General features: G+C 54.3%; 18 protein-coding genes. 2 read left to right on the top strand and 16 right to left on the bottom strand.

Annotated features, from left to right (window positions below):
* The 11 genes from BN1118_RS16365 to BN1118_RS16315 form a co-directional block, all read right to left on the bottom strand.
* On the bottom strand, positions 1 to 2088 hold the full coding sequence (locus BN1118_RS16365) for a capsular polysaccharide biosynthesis protein (RefSeq protein ID WP_043557104.1): 2088 nt from the start codon (positions 2086 to 2088) through the stop codon (positions 1 to 3).
* A 26-nt stretch (positions 2089 to 2114) separates the two neighbouring features.
* Positions 2115 to 3131 (bottom strand): galactosyltransferase-related protein, encoded by a 1017-nt coding sequence (locus BN1118_RS16360; RefSeq protein ID WP_244463635.1) that lies wholly within the window; start codon positions 3129 to 3131, stop codon positions 2115 to 2117.
* A 1-nt stretch (position 3132) separates the two neighbouring features.
* Entirely contained in the window at positions 3133 to 4311 is a 1179-nt protein-coding gene (locus BN1118_RS21895; protein WP_156995079.1) for a hypothetical protein, read from the bottom strand.
* Entirely contained in the window at positions 4308 to 7448 is a 3141-nt protein-coding gene (locus BN1118_RS21310) for a glycosyltransferase (protein ID WP_156995077.1), read from the bottom strand. The genes BN1118_RS21895 and BN1118_RS21310 overlap by 4 nt, the downstream gene beginning before the upstream one ends.
* 24 nt (positions 7449 to 7472) lie before the next feature.
* Entirely contained in the window at positions 7473 to 8723 is a 1251-nt protein-coding gene (gene wecC, locus BN1118_RS16345) for a UDP-N-acetyl-D-mannosamine dehydrogenase (protein ID WP_043557099.1), read from the bottom strand.
* Positions 8724 to 8794: 71 nt separating this feature from the next.
* Positions 8795 to 9940, bottom strand: a complete 1146-nt coding sequence (wecB, locus tag BN1118_RS16340; RefSeq protein WP_378039684.1) for a non-hydrolyzing UDP-N-acetylglucosamine 2-epimerase — start codon at positions 9938 to 9940, stop codon at positions 8795 to 8797.
* 82 nt (positions 9941 to 10022) lie between these two features.
* Positions 10023 to 10982: a CgeB family protein gene (locus tag BN1118_RS16335; protein ID WP_244463634.1), complete on the bottom strand. Its 960-nt coding sequence runs from the start codon at positions 10980 to 10982 to the stop codon at positions 10023 to 10025.
* 89 nt (positions 10983 to 11071) lie between these two features.
* Positions 11072 to 12700, bottom strand: a complete 1629-nt coding sequence (locus BN1118_RS16330) for a polysaccharide biosynthesis/export family protein (protein ID WP_043557259.1) — start codon at positions 12698 to 12700, stop codon at positions 11072 to 11074.
* Between the two features lie 37 nt (positions 12701 to 12737).
* Positions 12738 to 13931, bottom strand: coding sequence for a KpsE/RkpR family capsule polysaccharide export protein (locus tag BN1118_RS16325; RefSeq protein WP_043557096.1), 1194 nt, complete (start codon positions 13929 to 13931; stop codon positions 12738 to 12740).
* Between the two features lie 32 nt (positions 13932 to 13963).
* Positions 13964 to 14614, bottom strand: coding sequence for an ABC transporter ATP-binding protein (locus BN1118_RS16320; RefSeq protein ID WP_043136877.1), 651 nt, complete (start codon positions 14612 to 14614; stop codon positions 13964 to 13966).
* A gap of 4 nt (positions 14615 to 14618) precedes the next feature.
* A complete protein-coding gene (locus BN1118_RS16315) occupies positions 14619 to 15419 on the bottom strand; it encodes an ABC transporter permease (protein WP_043557095.1) in 801 nt (266 codons plus the stop codon).
* An 825-nt stretch (positions 15420 to 16244) separates the two neighbouring features.
* Between BN1118_RS16315 and BN1118_RS16310 the strand changes: the two genes are divergently transcribed.
* Entirely contained in the window at positions 16245 to 16769 is a 525-nt protein-coding gene (locus tag BN1118_RS16310) for an acyloxyacyl hydrolase (protein ID WP_043136872.1), read from the top strand.
* A 98-nt stretch (positions 16770 to 16867) separates the two neighbouring features.
* On the opposite strand, the gene BN1118_RS16305 is transcribed toward BN1118_RS16310, so the two are convergent.
* The 3 genes from BN1118_RS16305 to BN1118_RS16295 form a co-directional block, all read right to left on the bottom strand.
* Complete coding sequence (locus BN1118_RS16305; RefSeq protein WP_043557094.1) at positions 16868 to 17509, bottom strand: energy-coupling factor ABC transporter permease; 642 nt, start codon at positions 17507 to 17509, stop codon at positions 16868 to 16870.
* A 97-nt stretch (positions 17510 to 17606) separates the two neighbouring features.
* The gene (pflA, locus tag BN1118_RS16300) at positions 17607 to 18413 is read right to left on the bottom strand and encodes a pyruvate formate lyase 1-activating protein (RefSeq protein WP_080741090.1); all 807 of its coding nucleotides are present in this window, start codon (positions 18411 to 18413) and stop codon (positions 17607 to 17609) included.
* Positions 18414 to 18478: 65 nt separating this feature from the next.
* Positions 18479 to 21418, bottom strand: a complete 2940-nt coding sequence (locus tag BN1118_RS16295; RefSeq protein WP_043557093.1) for a sensor domain-containing phosphodiesterase — start codon at positions 21416 to 21418, stop codon at positions 18479 to 18481.
* A 134-nt stretch (positions 21419 to 21552) separates the two neighbouring features.
* Here BN1118_RS16295 and BN1118_RS16290 point away from each other — a divergent pair, with 134 nt between their 5' ends.
* Complete coding sequence (locus tag BN1118_RS16290; protein WP_043557092.1) at positions 21553 to 23223, top strand: FAD-dependent oxidoreductase; 1671 nt, start codon at positions 21553 to 21555, stop codon at positions 23221 to 23223.
* Between the two features lie 91 nt (positions 23224 to 23314).
* Here BN1118_RS16290 and BN1118_RS16285 read toward each other — a convergent pair whose 3' ends face one another.
* A complete protein-coding gene (locus BN1118_RS16285) occupies positions 23315 to 23743 on the bottom strand; it encodes an ion channel (RefSeq protein WP_043136862.1) in 429 nt (142 codons plus the stop codon).
* A gap of 1 nt (position 23744) precedes the next feature.
* The gene (locus BN1118_RS16280) at positions 23745 to 24773 is read right to left on the bottom strand and encodes a DUF2955 domain-containing protein (RefSeq protein WP_043557091.1); all 1029 of its coding nucleotides are present in this window, start codon (positions 24771 to 24773) and stop codon (positions 23745 to 23747) included.
* Positions 24774 to 24781: the final 8 nt, after the last annotated feature.

Here is a 24781-nt window from a genome sequence, read left to right as displayed (position 1 = left end):
TTATCTCATGAACTGGGGGAGGGAGGGGCGCTGCAACAGCGTCTGTGCCAGGTAACTCAGCTTGATCTGCCAACGTTGCCACAGGCTCGACTTCTGGGTCGATGAGTGCCCTTGCTCTGCCAGCTGGCGGATCAACTGCTCCGGACTTATCCAGAGCCCTGTCTGCCAATCGATGTAGAGTGGATAGGCGACCAGCGTCAGGTAAACCAGCGCCGCCAATGGCAGGCTGCGCTGGCGCCGGGCCGGGGGATGGGCATCTGTCGTCAGTCCCCAGCCGCTGTAGAAGGGCTGGCCCCAGGTCGTGACCTCGACTCCCTGCACCAGGGCTTCGAAGCCGCTCAGCGAGGTCATGGTATGCAGCTCGTCCACGTGGGGGTAAAGACTGGTCAACCCTATGTCCAGCACCTGGCTGTCGACACACTCTGCCAGGCATGCGGCAGAGATGGCGCCTGCCCGATTGCCTGCCACTACATCCGGGTGCGGCTTGAACAGAATATGCGCCTCTGGTTTGGCGGCGCGCACGGCCCACAGCAGCTGTTCATTGCTGCGAATGGTCGGGCTGCCGGTCAGGATGGAGGCATCCCCATCCACCTGGCCCACCACCAGCACCAGCGGGCGGCCATCGGCAGGGGGCGTGTAGCGCTGTGGCGTGCCCACGTTGTACTTGCTGACCCTGTGCTGCAGGAGCAGTTCAATCAGGGCGGCGCCCCGATTGACGTCTGCTTCCGTCAGTTGCTGATAGTTGAGCAACTGTTCGAGCCCGCTTGGCATGCGGCTGTCGAAATAGATCCCGACCGGATCGATGGAGAGGGAAGAGGGGCGACAGAGGTTGGAGCCCAGCCCTTTGGATCGGATAAAGCCATCCTCCACCCGGATGGCCGAGGTGAGGTCCGGGTGGCGGCTGCCCCAGACCAGCACCTGCTCATCACCGGTCAGGCGTTTGGGCGGTCTGCGCACAAAGCGCAGTTCATCGGCCAGGTGGTGGCAGAACGCCTGCATGAAGGCACGCTTCCACAGGGAGAAGCCGACCAGATAGAGCCTGCGCCAGCGCGGCGTGGGCTTTTGCTGGCGCGCTATGATGGCAAGCACCTCCTCCACCTCACAGCGCTGACCCAGTACCGGATCCAGATAGCGCGGATAGAGGATGAGCGCCGCTGCGACCAGCTGAGCCAGCGAGATGTGGGTGCCGCGTCGCTCGCACTGTTTGCTATCAAAGGTCAGGCCCCAGCCGGCGTAGAACGGCATGCCAAAGCAATACACCGGCTTGCCGAGCAGCAGGGCCTCAAATCCGAGCTGGGAAGAGACGGTATAGACAGCCTCCACCCGGCTGAGCAGGGCATGGGGATGGCAGTGATCGGCAACCACTTCCACATCATCCAGTTGCAGTCGGGCCAGCACGCCGCTCTTCTTGCCAAAGCGGGTGTCTGGGTGAGTGCGCAGCAGCAGACGGGCATTGGGGTGATTGCGACGCGCCGCCTCGACCATGGTCACAAAATCGGCTTCACTGGCCAGGGCCCCCGGAATGGAGAGATCGCCGGCCACCTGATCCACCAGCAGCACCCTGGGTCTGGCGTCTTGCAGCAGGCGCTGGGCCAGCGCCGCTGGCAAACCACCATGCTCACCTCGTGCAGAGAGTCGGGCTGAGGTATCGCAAGCGGGATCGGCAGGGCGAGTGGCATAGCAGTTGTATTTGGTCACCCCGAGGCGCACCAGTTCACCCATGAGTCGCTGCGCCCGCTCAAGCAGAGCGTCATCCACAGGAGTGGCAATCAGCTGTTCAAGCTGGCTGGGCTGGCGCGCATCGTAATAGATGCCGACGGGATCTGCGATAAGCGAAACCGCCTTGCCGCCCCTGGCGGGATGACCGATATAACCGATAAAGCCATCTTCCAGCTGCCAATAGGGCAGGCCCAATGCCTGCGCCTGTTGTTTAATCTGACGGGTATTGGCCTTCTGGCCCCAACCCACCAGGACATCGCCGGGTTGAGGAGTGGCATCAGGAGTGAGACGTGCCAATGGCTGGCCCAGACAGGCGCTGATCTGCGCGCTGCGGGCCAGTATGCCGCCAGATTGTGTCCATAGAGTCATTCAAGTTGCTCGGATAAAAATGAAGCTTAGAGAGATGCGGGTTTGAACATGTCTCTGAAAAAAGCACGCGGATTGAGATAAAGCTTGCGCAGCTTGCGCCACAAGGGGCGCTTGGGTTTGATGCCATCCTTCCAGCGCAATAACCCCGGATACTCATTGACGGGATACCCCGCCTCTTCCTGCAGACGGATCATCCACTCCCGAAAGTCCGGCAGCTCTCCATTGAGGTCATTGCAGGGCACCACGGGTCCTTTCAGGGGGCCCCGTTCCGTCTCGGTGCGGGCAAGCATCTGTTCCAGCAACTGGTCGTTACCCGCCCTGCGTTTGTGATAGGGGTGAGTCAGGGGTCTCGGGTGCCACTGGTGCACCAGAAACCGGCCGGCAAACAGATGGGGCAGGGCATAATAACTGAAATAACGGCGAAAGCCCTGATAATCCCCCGGATGCTGCGCCTTGATATTCAGGCCATAGTCAGCGGGTCTTGGCCCTATGGGATAATGTCGGGTCAGCCGGTCAATCAGCTCCAGATCCTCGCCGCCGTGACCGACAAACTGTTCGTCAAAGCCCCCCAGCTGTAAAAACCACTCGCGATTGAGCAGCAAACAACTGCTGGCCAGGGCAATACCTTCTACCCTGTGATTCTCCCCCCGCAGAAAGGATTCCAGGCAACCTTGAAAGTCCCCGTCAAACCGATCCGTCTCTTCCTTGGTCAGATAGAGGCAGGGGTACATTTCAAACTCGTACAGTGAGTGTTGAGTTAGGGGGTGAATCCTATCTGATAAATGAGAAAGTAATATTGGACTAGATAATAAATCCACATCCAACATGAAAATAAATTTTCCTGTTGCGCTATTTATTAATTCATTTCTAGCCTTCCCTGGTGAGAAAATCCCCTCTGGATTGAAGAGAGGGGCGGTAATGATATTCTGTGCATGCTCATAATTAAGGTGAGCCTTACACAACTGTAATCGTTTTTTTCTAACGTAATCTGAGGCTTGGTTGCTTAACGTACATGGAATTATGATGTCAAGGTGACTAGACATGTTATAGAGCCATCTTATAATGAGAGGCTAAATGGTTTGTGACTACCAAGAACTCATCCCAGTCGTTTCTTGTATACGGTTCTAGACCATACATCATACACTTTTGATAGAAATGAGACTTTAGCTCTTTAGGTAGATTTAAGTAGAAATTAGTATTTATTCTCTCATAGAAATCCAAGCTTAGCTTTTCAGAAAGCGCTATAAACTCATGTGGGATATTCATTATTGTGTTTGATGCAACGTCATAGCCAGCATGTTTAATTATGTAGAGCGATAAGAAATCAGCAGCAAAATTTTGACCAAACGAGAAATGCTGCTTAGTCGGTGCTGGCAACTTATTTATATTGAGTTGTACACCATGTCGCGCAGTCATAATCTCAGCCAATACCTGCTTTCGGTATCTTTTTTCTGTTCCAGGCTCAGCAAGAGAGTCAAGAGATTCAGATACCATATCGGGCATGGCCTGTGCGATAACATGCATGGTTGCCACTTCACTCAAACCTAGAGTGTAAGGCGCATTAATCATGCCAGCTGCGGAAAACGGTGGGAAAGTTACATTTTTTGCCGCTGCTGGTGATTTATCAAAGTTATTTGGTGATGCTTCAAGAATACCGCCGAATGTATTGAATTTTGTATTGTAATGTGAGGATGTTAGTATTGATCCAATTCCCATGAAACTCCATGAATTACTTCTTAGTGGAGTGTCAATGATATTTGTGCTAACAACAATAGGATCGAATTTTTCGAAAAAACCCTTCTCTCGCCCAAAGCGACCACCAAAGGCCATAGAAACTAAGTTAGTTTCTTTTGGCATCAAGCAAAGAGCGGATAATGAGTCAAAACCACCACTAAAATTAAGAGTAACTCCATTCCTTTGAGCTTGTAGGTAATCCGCTATATTATCAGTTAAACTTCTAGCGCTGAGATTACTTAAAGTGAAATCTCTTATTTTATTGAACATATATGAGCTTATTTCTAAGTCCATATGTATATCGGAGTAGTTGTTTCTACCACATAAAGTGCTTAAAGATAGCGCAACTAAATCATTATATACGGTTATATCTTTGTTTAGAGTGAAATAAATAGACCACTTGTTACATGTACTGTCACTTTCTTCAATGATTGTGGTACTGAATCCAGTGCTGGAGATGTCTATTTCACTAAAGGTGATTTTTTTCATTTAAAGGACTCTTTAGAAATCTGTTCTAAGATGCTAGTTGCGGTACCGACATCTCCTGCTTGACTCATATAGCGGATGCTTTCAATCTTTGAAAGTGCGCTATCTTCTTCAACAATTGCCCATATAGAAGATTTAACCCCCATGTAGTCACTGAGTTTTGAAGGAAGATAAGGATTAATTCCCTTTTCTTTTTTTACTATTGAGTCGTTAACTATTAGGCAGTCAAATACATTGATTACTTTGAGAAAGTCCAAATAATCCAAATAACCATTAATCTTAATGTATTCACTAAGATCATTGTCTTTAACAAAGGCTGTAGCATCATCCTTCTGCTCTGTGAAAACATGGAGAATAATATTTTTTTGCCCATTACTTTTATAGGCTTTTAAAGCCTGAACTACATCGTCTAGGTTTCTCTTAGAGTAAAATGCTCCAAAGTAACCTATGTTTTTTACCGTGTTATCTATAGGGTAATTAGCACTTCCAAGAGTGTAATAGAATGATTTCAATGTTGGGTGCTGTGATATAGTTGATTTATCTAAGGCGACTTTTTTAATCGTTTCATCGCTAATCTTTGACAGCATATAGTCGCGTTGATTAGTACAAGTGAAAATTATTTCATCAGCATACAGATAAGGTAGAAGTTCACACCAAAAATAGAGATTGTCATTATCTTTGTGCTTCAAGATAAGGGCGTCGACCTTTTCTGATTTACCGAATACATTATCGTTGATAAAGTCAAGGTCCAGTTTTGCATATCTTTCTTGGGACTTAATATCCCACTGTATTGGATCAGAAAATTCTGCTATCCATTTGAGTTCTGGTTTAGCCCTTTTTACTACAAATGCAGCAAAGTGTGATGCTGGCCACATTGCCCTACTATATATCGATTCATAGGCAGACTGTTTTCGTGTGGCCCACTTTAGCGTTTCGAGAGCAAAACTATATATACCTGACCAGTTAGCAAAGGTAGATGGCGTGTTGACAACTTTTCTTTGTTCTATAAGGTCGTTGACGAGCAGATTAAGATCGTTAGAAACATTTCTCACCTTGCTCATATTATTATGTACAACATCAACAACTTTGCCTTCAGCTCTGAGCCGTTTTGCCATAACACAAGCACTTGTATCTACATAGGGTGGGAAGCAATAGGATATGACTAAAGACTTTGCTTTCCCTCTATTAATTACTTCATACGAAAAGTCTTCAAGCGATAGGGCTTTCAACTCTAGAAGTAACTCTTCTTTATATTCTGGTGATTCCTCGAGGAATTTTTTAATAAATGTACACTGAGCATTTATTTTTGATTGGATAAAGCTGACTTGTTTGTCATCGTCAGTGATGGCTTGTAGAGCCTTTAGTTCTTTTATAACCTGAAGCCGTTGGCGAACATAGAAATCAAAGGTGGACTTTTGTCTTGATACAGAGTTTTGAGTTATTCGCCTAATATAGAAAGCATTATCTGATTCTGCAACGGCTCTGATTTCAGGTTTAAATTTCGCAATGTAGTCACAAAAGAATACAACGTCTTCACCACTACGTAGATGTGGTACAAATTTTATCTTTTTAAGGTGATGAGTAGGTAATAGTTTGCATGCAATCATAGTTGTAATTGCAGTGACATCATTGTAAGAAATGAAAGGCTTAGTTGATGCTAGCAAATATTGGTTGTTGGCACTGTTTTCTTTAATTACATGCCCAAGTTCGTTAATGTCATAGATACCACCTATGACAATAGCGCTAGGGGCCCTTTTGTTATACAAAGCTTGAATATAGTTCTCAGACAACATGTCATCGTTATCGAGGAAAAGTGTGAACTTCCTGTCAGCGTATCCAATACCAACGTTTCTTGCGTTTGATGCACTAGGGATAGGATCATGATGTACGACTATATCCATATCCCTATGGGTTTTCTTAAATTTCTCATACAGAGAGAGTGAACTTGTATCATCACCGTTAACGATGATAACAAGTTGAATCAATGATTTTGAAAATGACTGCTCAACAATCGAGTTAAGCATATCAGGTATGGTCTCATTTCCCTTAAAGCTAGGGATAATAATACTTACCCCATCTTTTAAAGATAGGAAATCTTCATCAGCATCATGGTTAATTGAATTGCTTATTTCTGAGACTGATTCAAAACGATTTAATACTCTAATTTCATTTTTGGACTGCCAAGTTTGAAGGCCAATTAGTATTGTGCCTACTACAGAAGGTGGGGTAAGTATCAGTTGCGCCTTACTTTCTTCATCTATAGTATCAAGATACACGTATCTTCCTACTGTGGCGGATATGTAGGTATTGGAAATCTCCCCAGATATATCATTGCCATCCATACCCAGGTATCTGATACGGGCAAGAAGGTCCTTGTATTTAACATTTTCTGATTTATGAAATGAGAATAAAATTCTGATTTCACCAGAATCGTGCGGTGTAAAGCTGAACCAAGATGGTCCCTTATCTAGTGGTAAGTATTCATCCTCATTAAGAGTCGGAATTATCTTTAGAGATGAATCTGAGTATCTGTGGGTAACGCTAAGATTGCTTTTAAAGGAGGGGGGGGGGGGTGTTTTTATAGCATTTTCAGGCAGTCGGCGCGCTTTTGCAGTCTTTTTAATTGTAGATAATTTTTTGAACAAAGACAATAGGCTTTCATTATTCTTGCGGTACATTATTAATGTGTTCCCCAGCAAGAAAGAAAGCGAGTTCTTTACTTTTACCGTCCGTTCTTTTTCTCTTTCTAGTTCTATTTGTAACTCATAATTCTGTCTTTCTAATGTGTATATTTGCTCTCGGAAAGCATTGAAAATAGACTTGTTTAGACCTGTCCTCTCAAGAGAACTGGCCAATTGTTGATTTTCGGCGATCAGTGGTTTTAAGTAGTCGTGTTGATTTCTTTGAGAAAGTTTAGACAGTGTATGAAAGTGGTCTTGTTGATTCTTTATTTCACTGTGGATCTGAGAAAGCTGTTCTCTTAATGAGCTGATGGACTTTTCATCTACGATGTTAGATATTTTATGGGAGGGTACAGTTGTTATTAAGGGGTTTTGAGTATTCAGAGACGCTACAATGTTCTTTTTTAAAAGTTTCTTTTTTTGCCGTGCATTCATAGTAAAAATAGTGGGTGTTGACACCCACTTTTCCTTATAAAGTTGTTTTTATGCGTTAACAAAATTTAGGATTTTTGCATTTTGGATATCAGATGTGTTGATGCCAATAAATTGCTTGTGCTTGACAAGGATGAGCACTAAATCTGCATTATTTAATGCATCAGAAACCGATGCCAGCTTGACGTTATTACGATTTTCCAGCGCAGCCGGCAGAGCGTCAATATTGGGTTCAACCGCCAGGATCTGGTAAGCCGGGTTGTTGGCCAGGGTCTTGGTGATATCCAGCGCAGGGCTTTCACGCAAGTCATCGATATCCGGCTTGAATGCCAACCCCAGGCAGGCAATCTTCGGATTGTTGATACCGGCGACCGCACTTTCTACCTGCTCCACTACATATTGGGGCTTGTAGTCGTTGACCAGACGCGCCTGGTGGATCATGCGGGCCGTGTCCGGGTTCTGGTTGACGATAAACCAGGGGTCGACTGCGATGCAGTGACCACCCACGCCGCAGCCAGGCTGCAGGACGTTGACGCGGGGGTGACGGTTGGCCAGGGAAATAAGCTCCCACACATTGATGCCCTGCTTGTCACAGATCAGTGATAGCTCGTTGGCAAAGGCGATATTGACATCGCGGAAGGCGTTCTCGGTCAGCTTGCTCATCTCGGCAGTGCGGGCCTCGGTTGCGATGCATTCGCCCTTTTTGACAAACAGCTTGTAGACCTGAGTGGCGGCTGCGGTACTGGCCTTGTCCATGCCGCCTATGATGCGATCGTTTTCGACCAGTTCACGGATAACCTGGCCTGGCAGTACACGCTCCGGGCAGTGCGCCACAAAGATATCAGGGGTCTGGCCTTGCGCTACTGTATGGGGGAAGGTCAGATCGCTGCGCTCTTCGGCCAACCACTTGGCCATCTGCTCGGTCGCACCGACCGGGGAGGTGGATTCCAGCACCACCAGGTTGCCTTTCTCCAGCATGGGAGCGAGTGCACGGGAGGCGCTCTCGATATATCTCAGATCCGGCTCATGATCCTCGCCCTTGAACGGGGTAGGCACGGCGATCAGGAAGGCATCGGCTTTCTGCGGGCTGGTGTGGGCACTCAGATGGCCATCCTGCACGGCTTGCTTGACCAAGTCTTCCAGACCCGGCTCGACAATGTGGATCTTGCCCTGGTTGATGGTATCGACCGCATGCTGGTTGACATCCACACCCACGACACGAATGCCGTTGCTGGCGATCACTGCGGCAGTTGGCAAACCGATATAACCCAGGCCAACAACGGAGATGGTTTCAAATTTCATTATTTTGTGCTCTCGATAGTAAAACAGGGGGCATCAGGCATACCCCCAAAGACAGGTATGTAATCCGTTAATCAGGCAACCTGCAGGCTGCTGTCAATCTGCTGGCCCAGGGCACCGCTCATGCCAGTGACGGCCTCAACGATACGCTGGCTGGTTTTGCCATCCCCATAGGGGTTGTTGGCATGGCTCATCACCTTGTAAGCCAGCTCGTCGTCCAGCAGACGCACTGTCTCAGCCACTATGGTCTCATCACAGGTACCGACCAGACGCACTGTGCCAGCCTTGACGGCGGCTGGGCGCTCAGTTGTGTCGCGCATGCAGAGCACGGGTTTGCCCAGGGTCGGTGCCTCTTCCTGGATGCCGCCCGAGTCGGTCAGGATCAGGTAGCTCTGTTTCATCAGATAGACGAAGGGCAGATAATCCTGCGGTTCGATCAGATGCACATTGTCGAGCCCCTTGAGGTTGCGATTGACCGGTTCCTGCACGTTGGGGTTGAGGTGTACCGGATAGACGATCTGTACGTCGTCCCGCTGTGCCAACACTGCCAGCGCCTTGCAGATTCGCTCGAAGCCGTCACCGTGGTTTTCTCTGCGATGGCCGGTCACCAGGATCAGCTTCTTGCTCTTGTCCAGGAAGGGGAAGCGGCTGGCCAGCTCGGCTTTCATGCCGACGTTTTTATCAATGCGGTGGGAAACCTCGATCAGGGCATCGATCACCGAGTTACCGGTCACGAAGATGGTCTCGGGGGCGATGTTTTCCATGATGAGGTTTTTCAGCGAGCTGATCGTCGGGGTGTAGTGTTGATCGGCAATTCCGCCAGTCAGGCGACGCATACCCTCTTCCGGCCAGGGGGAGTAGATGTTGCCGGTGCGAAGGCCGGCTTCAACGTGACCGACCGCAATGCGGTGATAGTAGGCCGCCAGGGTGGCAGCAAAAGAGGTGGCCGTATCACCGTGAACCAGAATGCGATCCGGCTTGAACTCCGCAAACACGGGTCTCAGTCCTTGCAAAATGGCGGTGGTGACATCGGTCAAGTCCTGACCCGGTTTCATGATGTTGAGGTCATACTCCGGCTCTATCTCGAACAGGTTGAGCACCTGATCCAGCATCTCCCTGTGTTGCCCTGTGACACAGACTCTGACGTCAATCTTGCGATTGGCCTGGAAGGCCTTGACGATCGGCGCCATCTTGATCGCCTCCGGTCTGGTACCAAACACAATCAAAACCCGCTGCGCTTTCATAGGCATAATAATCACTCCCGTGTGAGTTAATTGGTTTTATGTATTGTCCCGAAACTACTTAATAAAGGCTGAGCTCACTGTTTAACTGCGTCAGCCGGTGTTGCCAGGTGTGTTGGGCTAGCACAATATCCCTTGCCTGCTTGCCCAATTCGTTTCTTTGTCGAATGTCTTTTTGTAATTGCACACACCAATCTCGCGCCGCCGTACCATCTTGCACCGCGATAATACTCTTGCCAAATATGTTATCCATTGCTACCGAAGGGGTGCTGATAATGGGGCAGCCAGCCGCTGCCAATTCAAATACCCGGCGAGACAACATGGTTGACGATTGACTTATGGTATTGAAATTCAAGTAAAGCTGATATTGCCGATATGCCTTGGCGACAGAGATCGGCGAAATGGCCGGTTTGCAGTAAGGCAGAAGTTTGTCCGGATAACTGCAGCAGCTATTTTTCTGCCAGAAGCGATCGAAAATAATCAAGCCTCTGTCCCGCAGCGCATACAGCACGTCTTCTTGCGTCCTGCTGCGCTCGGCCAGTTCATTGCCATAATAGCCACCCAGAAAAGCGATCCCGGCCCCTCGTTCACCATCCAGCGCGGGTTGATACCAGCTTGGCTGTGCGGCAAACATCAGAACTCCCACATGCTGAAATGCCTGATGGGGGAGGGCATGGTACCGTTCAAGCGAGCCGGCATCCGTGGTATAGACCACATCGAACAGCGCCGCCGCATCGGCAAAGCGCTCGAAATGAAATGGATCCTCTTTATTCCAGAAGATGGTTGTTATTTTCCGTTTTCGACAAAAGTCCAGCAGTTTTCTCAGCTCGGGTTTATTGGGCGAGCTGTGTGCATAACTGGCAATCTTGCCTTGCCAGCTATTTTTGTAGCCACGCCAGGCAGACTCAACAAACAGGAAATCAGGTTTGAAAAACCTGAGTTTCCATTGCCAGTCGAGCGGTGTGATCTGAATAAGGTCGGCATCGGGAGCCAAGCTGAAAGTCGTGAACTGGTCTGCCACTAATGCAATACGTGGTCGTTTATTATTATGCAAAGGAATTGACTCACAGGTGAAATAGGGTGGCAACCACTGCCACCCGGTTCTTTTTATTACAAGAGCACCAGGGCTCTGGCCGAAATGGCGATTTGATAGAGCACCTCGGTAATATCCTTGGTGATCTGCAGTGACTTGGTATCGACCTGCGGCAGAACGAAGATCTCGTCACCCGGCTTGATGGTGATATCTTTATTTTCCAGATCGCTCTTCTCGATCTGGCTGAAGGTGCCATCACGATGCAGCAACAAAATACGGGAGTTGCTGGCTTTCTGGGTAAAGCCGCCAGCCAGATTGATGTAATCGGCCACGGTACGTTTGTTGTCCATCAGGATGGCATTCGGGAACATGACATCGCCGTGCACCATGATGAGGTTGGTCTGGCGCGGAATGCGGATGATATCGCCCGGTTCGAGCCGCACATCTTCCATATTGGTGCCATTGGCCAGCACCACCTGACCGTTGGGTTGAATATCCTTGGCGCGCTCAACCCACTGCATCAGCAGTTGGGCTTCGCTGTTGCGCAGCTTGGCTTCCCCCTCGGAGGAGGAGCGGGCGGTCAGGATACTGGCCTCCAGCGCCTTGAGTGAGGAGTTCAACATCTCCTTCTGGCGCACCTTGACCGACTCGCGATAGAGCTGGATGGCGCTCAGGTCCGCATCCTGGGTCAGTTTCAGGCCGTTGAGGATGTCGCCGAGACGGGCACCGTACTTGAGCACATACTCCTGCGCGCTGTCGTGTTCCCCTTCAACCCGCACTGCTATGGAGGCATAGCGTTTGTCGGCGATCACTTCCACCGTATCGCCCGAGCTGACCATGTGGCTGGCGAGCTGCTCATCATTGATGGGGTAGTAATCCATGCGAATATCTTCCCCCTGATTGCGGCTCACCCGAATATGAGTGGCATCGGGATCGGGACTGGCCATTTGCATCAGCTCGGCCAGGGTGACATGGGGCTTGCTCAGCTCGAACTTGTTGGCATTCGCCACCTTGCCGCGCACCGTGGTCTGATAACGCAGCGGCGCCACCACTATGATGTCGCCATCGCGCAGCTGGGTCGGCAGCAGGGTGCCATTGACCAGGAACTGGTAGAGGTTGTAGTGGCGCAGGGTCTGGCCATTGCGCTTGAGGGCCACATCCAGATAGCTGCCGCGCTCGGGGGCGATACCGCCAGCCTTGTCGAGGAAGTAGAGGATGGAGTCGCCAGACTGGCCGGCAAACAGCCCCGGTTGTTTGACAAAACCGGTCACGAAGATCTTGACCGGTTGACTCACGTCCAGGGTGGCATAGACGCTGACATTCTTCTGATAGACGGTGGTGACGGCGCCGAGCAGGGTGTCGTTCAGTTGCTCGTTGCGAACCCCGGCCACCTTGATGGGGCCCACCTTGGGCAGGAAGATATTGCCCTGGTGATCGACGGTCAGGGGTTGATCAAACTCGACCCCCCCCCACAGCTGCACCTGCAGGCGATCGCCGATGGCGATGCGGTAATCCGGGTTGAAGCCATTGAAGGATTCACGGGCAAACTCACCGCGAAACAGCCAGTTGCCAAACACAGGATCCCGAGTCTGGGTATCCGTGATGACCTTGCGCACCGGAGCCCCTTCTTGGGAGATCTCCAGGGCATAAGCGGGTTGCAACAAGAGGCCCAGACTCAGAGCCAGCAGACTCGGCTTGATATTCAGTGATCTAGTAAAGAAGGTATTCAACGACATACTCCTGTCAGTCCTGATGTTCGCGCAGGGTGGCAAGACCCATCACGACCAGGCCGTAGAAAAGGCAAAGCAGAACGCCTATGGTGGCCAGATTGTAGAGACGACGGGGATATTCGGCCTCTTCGGCCTGAGTCGGCTGGCTCACCACCAGCAGGTGTTTCAATTTGCGATAGGCTTCGACGCGAGCCTGCTCCATGCTGACCAGACCCGTTTTGTAGACATCGGCCGCCAGCTGGGTTTGAACCTGCACCGCCTGATAGTCGGCATTGACCTCGTTGAGGGACTGCTTCTCGCTGCCGGTCAGGCGCTTCTTTTCTTGCGCCAGCTGGCGGGTGAGGGCATCGACCCTGTCTTTTACTGCCACCACGTCAGGGGCATTGGGGTTCATGTAGATTTGCAGTCGCTTGAGTTCGGCATCCTGGCGCACCAGTTCTGCTTCGAGTTCCGACACCACCCCCATCATGGCGGTACTGGTGGCTTCCGGGCTCATCAGCTGGTGCTGGTTCTGGAAGGCCAGCATCTTTTCCCGTTCACTGAGCAGTCGCTCGTGTGAGCGGGCCACTTCGGTTTCCACGAATTTGAGCTGCTCCATCGCCACCTGACGGCTCAACCGGTTGATAAAACCTTCGCTCTCCTTGAGCATCAGGCTAACAACCTGTTTGGCATAGTCAGGCTCGAAGGCTTGCAGGCTGACGGTCAGTACCCCGGAGAGTTCATCCAGACTGACGGTGAGGTGATCCCGATAAAATGCCAAAAACTCTTCGCGGGTGGCATCTGCCGGCAGGCGCGAGAACATATCGGCACTGTCGCTCTGAAAGTGTTTTTTCAGTTGCAGCTCTTTATCCAGGGTGTTGAGCATATCCCAGGACTTGAGGTACTCCTGGATCACCAACACATCCTGATGATTGCTGCCCCCAAGCCCCAGCATGGAGAGGGCATCCGGCAGCATCTTGAGCTGATCGGCCTGCTTGATGATGAGACTCGCCTGGCTGACATAGCGATCGCTGGCAAGAGTACCGTAATAGAGAGTGGCCAGGCTGAAGCAGACTACCACCCAGAGAAAACTGCCAAGCTTGATGGCTTTTTTCCAGGAGTGGTGGGCAACCCGATAACCCTTGGAGTCGATAAGAAACAGCTTGGGGTCGCGCTTGAATTTACGCAGCTTGCGTTCAAGCAGGGCGGTCAAAGTGGCTTTGGTCATAAAGGTCCGTGGAAATACTTGAAAATGAAACATCAGAGCGTTTGATATATGGCGATGGCGTCTTCGATGTCATCGTGCAGGGTCAGCTGCCCGTTTTGCAGCACTATGCCCATGTCGCACTGTTGGCGCAGCGTCTTCATGTCGTGGGAAACCATGATCAGGCTGGCGGTCTCCCGTTTCTGGGTGAAGACATCGATGCATTTCTGTCTGAATCTGGCATCCCCCACCGAGGTGATCTCGTCGGTCAGGTAAATATCAAAATCGAAGGCCATGCTGACGGCGAAGGAGAACTTGGATTTCATCCCGCTCGAATAGCCCTTGATGGGCAGCTCATAGTGCTGGCCAATCTCCGAGAACTCCTTCACCCACTCCTCGACCTCGGTCGTGTCGTGTACCCCATGAATGCGGCAGACGAAGCGGGTATTTTCACGCCCCGTCATGCTGCCCTGAAAGCCGCCGCTCAGGGCCAGTGGCCAGGATACCCGGCTGTGGCGGATCACCTTGCCCTGGTTGGGCATGTCCATGCCGCCGAGCAGGCGCAGCAGGGTCGACTTGCCTGCACCATTTGCCCCCAGAATGCCGATATTGCGATCTCCCGGCAGGGTAAAGCTGACATCTTTCAGGACGTAATGGCGGCCAAACTTGGTCGGGTAGTATTTCGAGACGTTATCCAGAGTGATCATGTTGTCAGCTTGCTATGAGTCGTCGATGGCTGAGGCGATAGGCACTCATGGCGAATGTGAGCAAGATTAGAGTAATGCTCACCAGATAAGACCAACTGCCCCCCTGGGTCTGAAAACCGGCAATCCAGCCCGAGCGGATAAGCTCCAGGGCGTGCACGATAGGGTTCCACAGCAGCAGGTGCTGATAGCTCTGGGGGACGCTGGCCAGCGGGAAGAATACTGCCGAGATCCACATCATGGGGCGCATCAGAATGGGGATGAGCTTTCTAGCCTCCTCGGAGAGGGAGGTAACGATGCAGAACAAGGTTCCCAGTGCAAAGGAGAAAAGCATCAGCAGACCATACCCCGTCAGTACGGCCAACGGATCTGCTGGCATGGCGTCAAAACCGAACCACATCAGCCCCAGGATCAGCACAAAGGCCACCAGCACGCCGATCAGGGTTTCCAGCAAGAAGCGGGAGAACAGGGTGGCAAAGGGGGTCACCTGTCGATAGCAGAACAGCCCCTTGTTGGCACTGACCGCAGATTGCAATTGGCCAACCACGTTTTGAAACATCATAAATGGCAGATAACCCGCCGCGATAAACACGGGCGCTTCGACCCCGCCAAAGCCGCTGCGCTCTCGCATCCCGAAGATGAAGCAGAACACAGAAATAGCGAGCAGAGGGTCGAGCACAGCCCATGTGTAGCCCATGCGATAGCTGCCGAAACGGGTCTTGAGTTCCCGCATCAGCAAGCCGAAGGTGACATCTTTCAGCACTGTCATGGGCGAACGATGTTGGCTGGATAAAATTGGCTTGTTCAATGGTTGGTCTTTTCTTGCAAAATGGAGTGGCGTTGTCTTGCTGAATCAAGCGAGGCGCGAGTCTACCATGTGTGTTCGATGCAAATGTAGCGGCCGACTTCTGTGTCCAGAATGGCAATGAAATTGATTGTTGGTTTTTTGTTGTGGAATGGTTTCATTTTTGGTGAGGAAAGATAAATTTTCACCATGGCTACCGCACGGAAATGACAAGGCCCCGTTCTGAAAACAATCAATTTGTGTTTTTTGAAAACATGAGGTCAATAGGAGGGCGCTGAACAACAATGTTGTTCAGAAAATTATCCTGCTATGCAGGTTGATTACCCCGTGCCCTCTGCGCGTCAATCTGTGACGTGCATCATGCTTTATTTTGTTTGTGCCGCATATTACTTATCAGGTGCGATTGAGTCAATACATAATAGCCAGTTGTTTAACATTAAAGAATTCATTTAACTGATTGTTTTATAAGTGATTTTTTGTTTGTTCAGTAATTGATAATAGTTGTTTTATGAGTATTTTTGGATAAAAAACGACTAATTAAGATATTTCTTACATAGGTTTTATGCGTTATAGACCCTACTTTTAGTCGTGCTTTTAGTCGGCAGAACGCCAATTTTTAATATCACTCTTGATTGGTTAATAATTGATCTGAGGTCGTTTTTTGTTCTGAATTTAAGGGGGGATCACTCTTCATTGCTAGACTATTTATCCTGAAATGATGATTTTTTTAGTTTTATCCATCGCGTTGACAAGACCCTATCCCACTGACTATTCCTGATATGTGCCCGTTCGGATGGCACCATAGATAACAAGGATGTAGGAGGGGACATGGACGCTAACACTCTCTTGCTCTCAGGACTGCTGGCTTCGTTGGTCGCGAGTTCAGGGGCAATCGCCAATGACGATATTGTTGCACTGCAATTGGGTACACCTGCCGAGAGCGAGAAGCTCGACATCTTTACTGCTGACGTGAAATTTCATCACATGTTCTGGCGCTGGGGTGATTCAGGCTGCCAGTTTGGTCTCGGCGTACGGGGAGGCATGCTGAAGGTGGGGGATGAGAACACCGCCAGGCTGGGCACGGGTGCTCGCGCCGAATGCCTGTGGGGTAACTGGGTGGTCTGGCTGCCGGCTGAGGTGCTCTGGCTGGCGGACCATGAGTTTGGTCATCGTGGCAATGGCTTCAAGGATTACGGCGGTCCTTTCCAGTTTTCCACCGGTATCGGTCTTGGCTATGCAATCACCAGCAACTGGCTGATTGGCTATCAGTATGAGCACATGTCCAACGCCAACATGTATGAGCAGAACCCGGGTCTGGATAGTCACTCCCTTCATATCGAATACCGGTTTTAAGCCTTCCTTCTCTTCTTGTTGCCAAGCCCCTGCTCGCCAGGGGCTTTTTGTCTGCCCGTGAGTAGTGAGTCGTTGGCAGACAAGCATGGCGTTCGGGGTCAGCGCCCCAGGTATTCCCGATCGAAGAAGGTGTTGACCCAGTGGGGGCGATAGATGGCGAGCAGCGTCATTGTCATGCCGTTGAGCAGGGCTTCGGGGAAGAGCAGCAGCGGCCAGATGGAGAGGTAGTCGGCGCTGATGGTGTGCCACGGATAGGTACCACTCATGCCCATCAGCAGGGCGCTGGCGATCACCTTGACCGAGATGCTGAGCGCCCCGCCGCCGAAGGCGACCACGAACAGGTAGACGAACAGGTGGCGGGGCATCCAGGCCCAGCTGGCCAGAAACAGCAGCCAAGTGGTGGCCACGGGCAGGGCGATGCTGATCAGCGCCTGCCAGCCGATGTCGGCCAGCGGGATGATGCCAAAATAGCCGAGCACCAGCAGTGTCAGGCAGGGAGCGAGCAGGGCGAGGCGCCAGCCCAGCAGCAGGGTCAAGCTGGTGAGACCGAGAAAATGTACCTCCAGCCCCTCGTGCAGGCCGGCACGCAAGACCCAGAGTGGTACCAGCGCTATGGCGCCGCCAAGGCAGAGGTGCTGATAGAGTGGCTGGGCAAGCAGGGTTCGCAGCAGGGCGCCGCGCAGGCTGAATATAAGCAGCAATAGCCAGAGCAGGAGGGCTGCGGCTTGTCCTTCACTCATGGCATGTCCTTGTCATGTGATGGCGTACTGAGCGAGCAGGGGTGACGGATAACAATAACAAGGGCTGGCGTATTCCCTGCCAGCCCTGCTGTAACAATCAGTATTTGACGAGCTTGTGATACTTGCTGAGGATGCCCTGGACGCGGTCCATGGTCTCCTTGCTGGGGGGCTTGATCCCGGTCAGATCGTAGTTTTCACCCAGTACGTCCCACTTGTGCTTGCCCAGCTCGTGGTAGGGCAGCAGCTCCACCTTCTCGACGCAATCACCCAGCTCGGCGATGAACTGACCCAGCCCTTCGGCGCTCTCGTCATCGTCTGACCAGGTCGGCACCACCACGTAGCGGATCCACATGGTCTTGCCCCTGGCGGCCAGGTAGCGGGCGAACTCCAGGGTGTACTTGTTGCTGACGTGGGTGAGCGGTATGTGCTTCTCGTCATTGATCTGCTTGATGTCGAGCAGCACCAGATCCGTGTTGTCGAGCACCTTGTCGAGCTGTTCGTCGTAGTGACGCACGAAGCCGTTGGTATCGAGACAGGTGTGTATGCCTTTCTCTTTGCAGGCGGCGAACAGTTCGGCGATGAAGTTTTGTTGCAACATGGCTTCGCCACCCGAGGCGGTCACGCCACCGCCGGAGGCATTCATGAAGTGGCGATAGCTGGTGATGTCGCTCATCAACTCCGGCACAGTCACTTCGCGGCCACCCTGGGTGTCCCAGGTGTCCCGGTTGTGGCAGTACTTGCAGCGCATCAGGCAGCCTTGCATGAACACGATAAACCGTATCCCGGGGCCATCGACGGTGCCGCAGGTTTCAACGGAATGGATCCGGCCAATGATCCCGGACGCGCTGGTTTCAGCGACCACACCGCTGGTTTCGACAGCAGGGATCCGATTAATGACAGACATAGACAACTCCAACGATTCGAGCAGGTCGTTATTTTATTACATAAAGCCCTATAAATCCTACATGTTTAGCCCGGCTGAGGCGAACCCAGCAGGCTCTCCAGGGCCCTGACAGTGAGTGGTCGACTGGTCAGGAAGCCTTGATAATGCTGGCATCCCAGCGCTTTGAGGATGGCGAGCTGCTCCTCATCTTCCACCCCTTCAGCGGTGACGGTAAAGCGGAAAACCTTGGCCAAGTCCAGGATCGCCTTGACGATGGCCTTGTCCTGTTCGCTGTGTACCAGGGTCTGAATGAAACTTCTGTCGAGCTTCACTTCGTCCGCCGGCAAGTCGCGCAGGTAGGCGAGCGACGAGTAGCCGGTGCCAAAGTCGTCGATGGAGAGCAGGATGCCGAGATCCTTGAGCTGGCGCATGCGGGCTATGCTCTCCAGCCGGTTCTCCAGCACCACGGATTCGGTCACCTCCAGCAGCAGTCGGGAGGGGGGCACGCCTGTGTCGCGCAATATGTACTCCACCTGCTGCACGAATCCCGCGGTGTGGAACTGGCGGGCGCTGACGTTGACCGACAGGTGGGGAATGGCAAAGCCGCGGTTGAGCCAGAAGCTGTACTGGGCGCAGGCGGTCTTCATCACCCAGTAGCCTATGTCCTGGATGAGGCTGGTCTCCTCGGCGATGGGGATGAAGTCTCCCGGCGGCACCATGGTGCCGTCGCTGCGCTGCCAACGCAGCAGCGCCTCTATCCCTGACAAGCTGCCGTTGTCGACCCTGTATTGCGGCTGGTAGTAAAGCTGCAGCTCGTGGTTGCGCAGGGCATCGCGCAGCTGGTTGTTGAGGGCCAGCTTGTTCTTCTCCTTCTCCGCCATGGCCTCGCTGAAGAACACATAGTTGCCCTGACCGGAGCGCTTGGCCATGTGCGTGGCGGTATCGGCCTGCTGCATCAGCACTAGGTGATCCTGATCCTCGTTGGAGAAGAGGCTGATCCCCACAGAAGCGCTGCAGTGCAGCTTGTGATCCTCGATGTCGAACGGGGTGCGAAACAGCCCCATCAGCTCGCGGGCGAAGTGCTCGGCCAGGATCTTGGCGGTGACATAGCCCTGACCCAGGGCGGTGAACAGCAGGGCGAACTCGTCCCCCGAGATGCGGGCCAGCACCAGGTTGTCCTGGGGCAGCCCCTTGAGCCGCTCCACCACGGCTTGCAGCAGCAGATCGCCGCAGGCGTGGCCGAGGGAGTCGTTGATCGACTTGAAGTTGTCCAGATCCACCAGCAACAGGGCGCCCCACTGGCCACTGGGAGCCTGCAGGGTGCGCTGCATGATGTCGTTGAGGCTGCGCCTGTTGTAGAGGCCGCACAGATCGTCGTAATAGGCGAGCTGCTCTATGTGGCGGGCGGCGTCCTTCTCCCGGGTGATGTCGTAGAAACTGCAGACGTAATGGCTGAGCTCGCCGTGCTCGTCCTTGACGCCGCTCACCATCAGCCGTACCGGGAACAGGTGACCATCCTGGTGCAGGCAGCGCTCCTCGCCCATCCAGAATTCCTGCTCATCGACCGCCCGTCTGACATCCTCTTTCAGGTGATCGCCGTAATAGGTGGGCCGTAGCTTGACGATATGCTGGCCGATCATCTCATCATCGCCAAAGCCGGTGATGCGGCCAAAGGAGCGGTTGACCTTGAGGATGATCCCCTGGTGATCCATCACCAGCAGGCCGTCGTGGGTATTGAAGGCGACCTCCGCCAGGCGCAGGGCATCGTCGGCGGCAAGCCGCTGCAGCTCGATGGCCGCGCGCTCGTGCTGGCTGCTGAGGGCATCGAGCAGGGGCATGGGGTCGGCCAGCGGCTCGTCGAGCAGCAGTGTGAGCTGGCCCATGGGGGCGCCGCTCGGCCCGTGCAGCGGTATGCCGACATAGGCCCTGGCATTGAGGGCCAGCAGCTGGGCCGCCTGGGGGTAGCGCAGGGGTAGGTCTTCCACATAGACAGCCTGACCGTGCTGGAACAGCTCCTGGCCGGGGCCCGGATCCATCTGTATGGGTTTGAGGACGGAGAAGGTCTCCCCCTCCAGCACGCAGCGCGGAATGATCCAGAGATCCTGGCCGCGCGGCTGGTACTCACCGATCCAGCCGATGCGGGCGCCACAGGCGGTCATGGCCCAGTGCACCAGGGCACGGCAATAGGCGATGCCGGTCAGCAGGGTCAGCTCGGCCGGCAGGGTCAGCCCGGGGCTGAGCAGGGGCTCGGGTTCCGGCTGCCAGTGGCCGAGCAGTTGGGCGCTGTGGCGCACCAGCTGCAGCATCTCCTCGCTGAGCGGGGTGGCGTTGAGGTATTCGAGGCTCAGCACGCCGATGAGTTTTTCCTGCTCCAGCAGGGCCCCGTCGAGGCGCGAGCTTATCCCCGCGCTGGCCAGGTAGTAGTGCTGGCTCAGCATGGGCTGGTGCGCGGCTTCGGAAAAGCTCAAGGACTTGCGGGTGCGCAGGGCGCGTATGTAGCGGCTGTCACCCCGGATGGCCGAGAGCCCCTCGGCGCCGAGTGCAAAGACAGGGGTCAGCTGCTCGCTGCCGAGCGAGCCGTTGGCCTGATAGTGCCAAAGAATGAGGCGATCAGCCCCCAAGCTTTCCTTGAGGGCTTCCAGCATGGCGGCAAACTGCTGCTGGCTGGCCATCTGGCTCAGCCGTGGCAGTTGCAACGCCAGATCGGCGATGGGCTCCTGGCGCAGGGTCTGCAGGCAGATGAGCCAGAAGGCATCCTGCTCGTGGGAGAGGGCTATGTGCCACTGCTGGCCGGCGAAGCGCAGCACCAGCTTGCCTCCCTGGCCGCTGGCAAGGGCTTGCTCTATGGGCAGGCGCAGGGCATCGGGCAACTGGGCGGGCCAGGCGCTTCTCGGTTCATCCAGCCAGTAGAGCGGGGTTTGCATCACATCGGTCAGGGCGACCAGCCGTTGGCTGCGCACATCCAGACGAAAGAACAGGGGTGTCTGGCTGGCAGGGGGAAGGTGACTGAGCGCGGTAGACGACATGAACTGGTAACATCCTGTTGAACAACTGTCGGGTGGCAAGAATACTGCAAAATCGACGCAAACAAAATTTCATTGAAATCTAAATTAGATATTACTAATGTAGTGGCAATCTGTAGTTAACCGGAGTCTTGCTGATGAAACGGATCCTGATTGTAGGCGGTGTGGCCGGTGGTGCCTCTGCGGCGGCCAGAGCCCGCCGTCTGAGCGAAGAAGCGGAAATTGTGATGTTCGAGCGGGGCGAGTTTGTCAGCTTCGCCAACTGTGGTCTGCCTTATCATATCGGCGGCGACATTCAGGACCGTTCGGCCCTGCTGCTGCAGACGCCGCAAAGCTTCAAGCGTCGTTTCAACGTGGATGTGCGGGTCTTTCACGATGTGATCGACATCGACAGGGCCGGCAAGACCCTCCTGGTGCGCAACCTGCTCACCGGCGAAGAGCTGCGCGAATCTTATGATCAGCTGTTGCTGAGCCCGGGGGCGGCCCCCATTCGCCCGCCTTTCCCCGGCATCGACAGCCCGGGCGTGCATACCCTGCGCAACATTCCGGACATGGACCGCATACTGGCGGCCCTGCAGCGCGATGAGCCGCGCCACGTCACAGTGGTGGGGGGCGGCTTCATCGGGCTGGAGATGATGGAGGCACTGCACCAGCGCAAGCTGGATGTCACCCTGCTGGAGCTCTCCGATCAGGTGATGGCACCGGTCGATAAAGAGATGGCCAACATGCTCCATGCCCGCATCCGCGAAGAGGGGATCGACCTGCGACTGCGCACCGGCCTATCCTCCATCGAGCGCCTGGACGGGCAGCCGGCGCAAACGGTCAGCACCGGTTTGCGGCTGACCCTGAGTGACGGCTCCCAGCTCGATACCGGCCTGCTGATCCTGGCCATCGGCGTCAAGCCAGAAACCTTGCTTGCCGCCAAGGCGGGGCTTGAGCTGGGGCCGCGCGGCGGCATCAAGGTGGATGCCGGCATGCGCACCTCGGATCCCTTCATCTATGCGGTGGGGGACGCGGTGGAAGAGACAGATTTTGTGACCGGCGAGTCCGTGCTGATCCCGCTGGCGGGCCCCGCCAACCGGCAGGGACGCATCGCCGCCGACAACATGCTGGGCCGAGCTGAAACCTACAAGAAGACCCAGGGCACCGCCATCTGCAAGCTGTTCGACCTGGCGGTGGCCAGCACGGGTCTCAACGAGAAACGGCTGCTGCAGCTGGGGCTGCCGTTCGAGAAGGCCTATGTGCATCCGGGCAGTCACGCCGGTTACTACCCGGGCGCCCACCCGGTCAGCCTCAAGCTGTTGTTTGCCCCCGATGGCAAGATCTACGGCGCCCAGGCCATCGGCAAGGACGGGGTCGACAAGCGCATCGACGTGCTGGCGGTGGCCCAGCGCGCCGGGCTCAGCGTGTTTGATCTGCAGGATCTGGAGCTCACCTACGCGCCGCCGTTCGGCTCGGCCAAGGATGTGATCAACATGGCGGGCTTCGTGGCGAGCAACCACTTGAAGGGGGATACCTTGCTCTGCCACGCCGCCGAGGTGCAGGCCCGTCATCCCCATCAACAGGTGCTGGATGTGCGCAATGGCCCCGAGCTCGACAAGCTGGGTCGCATCCCGGGTGCCCTGCACATCCCCCTCGATGAGCTGCGCGGCCGGCTGGATGAACTGCCCAGGGATAAAGAGCTGCTTATCAGCTGTCAGGTGGGTTTGCGCGGCCACGTGGCCTGCCGCCTGCTGAGCCAGCACGGCTTCAAGGTGAAGAACCTCTCCGGCGGCTTCAAAACCTGGCAGATGGCCACCGCCGAATAGCGCTGATCCCGAGGGGGATCAGGGTCAACACCAGCCAAAAGGCCACTCGGGGGAGTGGCCTTTTTGTTTTCGTTACTTGCCTGATGAATGGCTAGTGCGGCGTGTTGCCCAGTTGCTTGCGAACATGGTGTTGCAGGATCGCCAGCATGCAGGCGCCGGAGAGGCCTATCATCAGGGCGCCGTTGACCGCCTCGAGCGGCCCGAGCAGCTTCCACTGTGCGCTCATGACGATGTCACCATAGCCCAGGGTGGCGAAGTTGACGCCCGAGTGGTAGACGGCCTCCTGCAGCGTATTGAACTCGCCCAACCACAGGAACAGGGCGCCCCAGATACCAATCTGCGCCAGGTTGCCCAGCATCACCAGGGTGATGATGCCAAACAGCGCCAACACCCCGGCGAGCATGCCTTCCCGCTCACTGAATCGCTTGACGTAGAAGCGGATGCACCAGACGGACATCAGGGATTGCAACAGCATGTTGGCCAGGATCACCGGGATGCCGACCAGAAAAATGGAAAACATATCAGTCTCCTATCGATGCTTCTGCCAGTGGTCGGCCGACGGGCCAGCACTGTTCGAGCAGCCAGATACACAGCCAGCCGTAACCGGCCACCAACAGATAGAGGCCGCAGCGCATCGCGGCCGCCAGCCAGACATCCTTGCCGGTGGCACTGTCCTCGATTGCCGGACCAAACAGGATCAGCGCCGTGATCCAGGCGTTGCTCCAAAATGATGGCGGGAAGCGACCCCGTACCAGCTGCGTCAGTCGTCGCGCCAGCCAGAGCGTCATCAGGCCCAGCATCAGTACCAGCATCAACAGGGAGGGCCAGAGGCTGAGTCCCAGCCAGAGCACAAACGCCAGCAGGGCGCCCATCAGCGTCGACAGCACCAGCTCCCGACCCGCCTGTCTGGCATTGAGCGAGCTGCTTTGCTGAGCCAGCATCACAGTCTTCATCACCGCCGGGATATAGAACGCCGGATTGCCGAGCGCCAGCAGCCACACCGGCAGCACGATCGCGACCGCCCGCAGGGCGAGGCGCTCGGGATGCTCGGGGGGGCTTGGTTTATGAGGCTCAGCCCCCGTTGGCATCGGTTGGGGTGGAAACAGAGCATGGGCCACCCGGTTGACCAGAGTGCCTATCAGGATCCCCAGCGCCATCATCTGGGCAATGGCGATGGCCAACGCCTGCTCGATGAGGCCGGCCACCGGGATCACTGTGATGGCCATGATGAGCAGCATGGCGGCCGCTCCCTTGCCCGCCATCGCCTGCTGCATCAGACCATGGAGCAGCAGTGCGACGAGCAGCACGGCCACCAGGGCATAATGAGTCAGCAGAGGCACCAGCAACACGCCACCGACCATCACGGTCAGCAGCAGGATCCCGCCCATCAGCCCTTTGCCAAGGCCGAGCGGCTCGCCGGGACGGCACAGCACCACCCAGGCCATGATGACGCCGAGGTGCGGCATGGGCAGGGCCAGCCCGTAGCAGGTCAGCGTCGCCAGTGCGATGCCGGTGCCAATGCGCAGTACTGCCCTGTCGGCGTTATGCATGTGACGCC

The organism is Aeromonas bestiarum (assembly GCF_000819745.1).
GTDB classification, from domain to species: Bacteria; Pseudomonadota; Gammaproteobacteria; order Enterobacterales; family Aeromonadaceae; genus Aeromonas; species Aeromonas bestiarum.
This window is presented reverse-complemented; position numbering and strand designations above follow the sequence as displayed.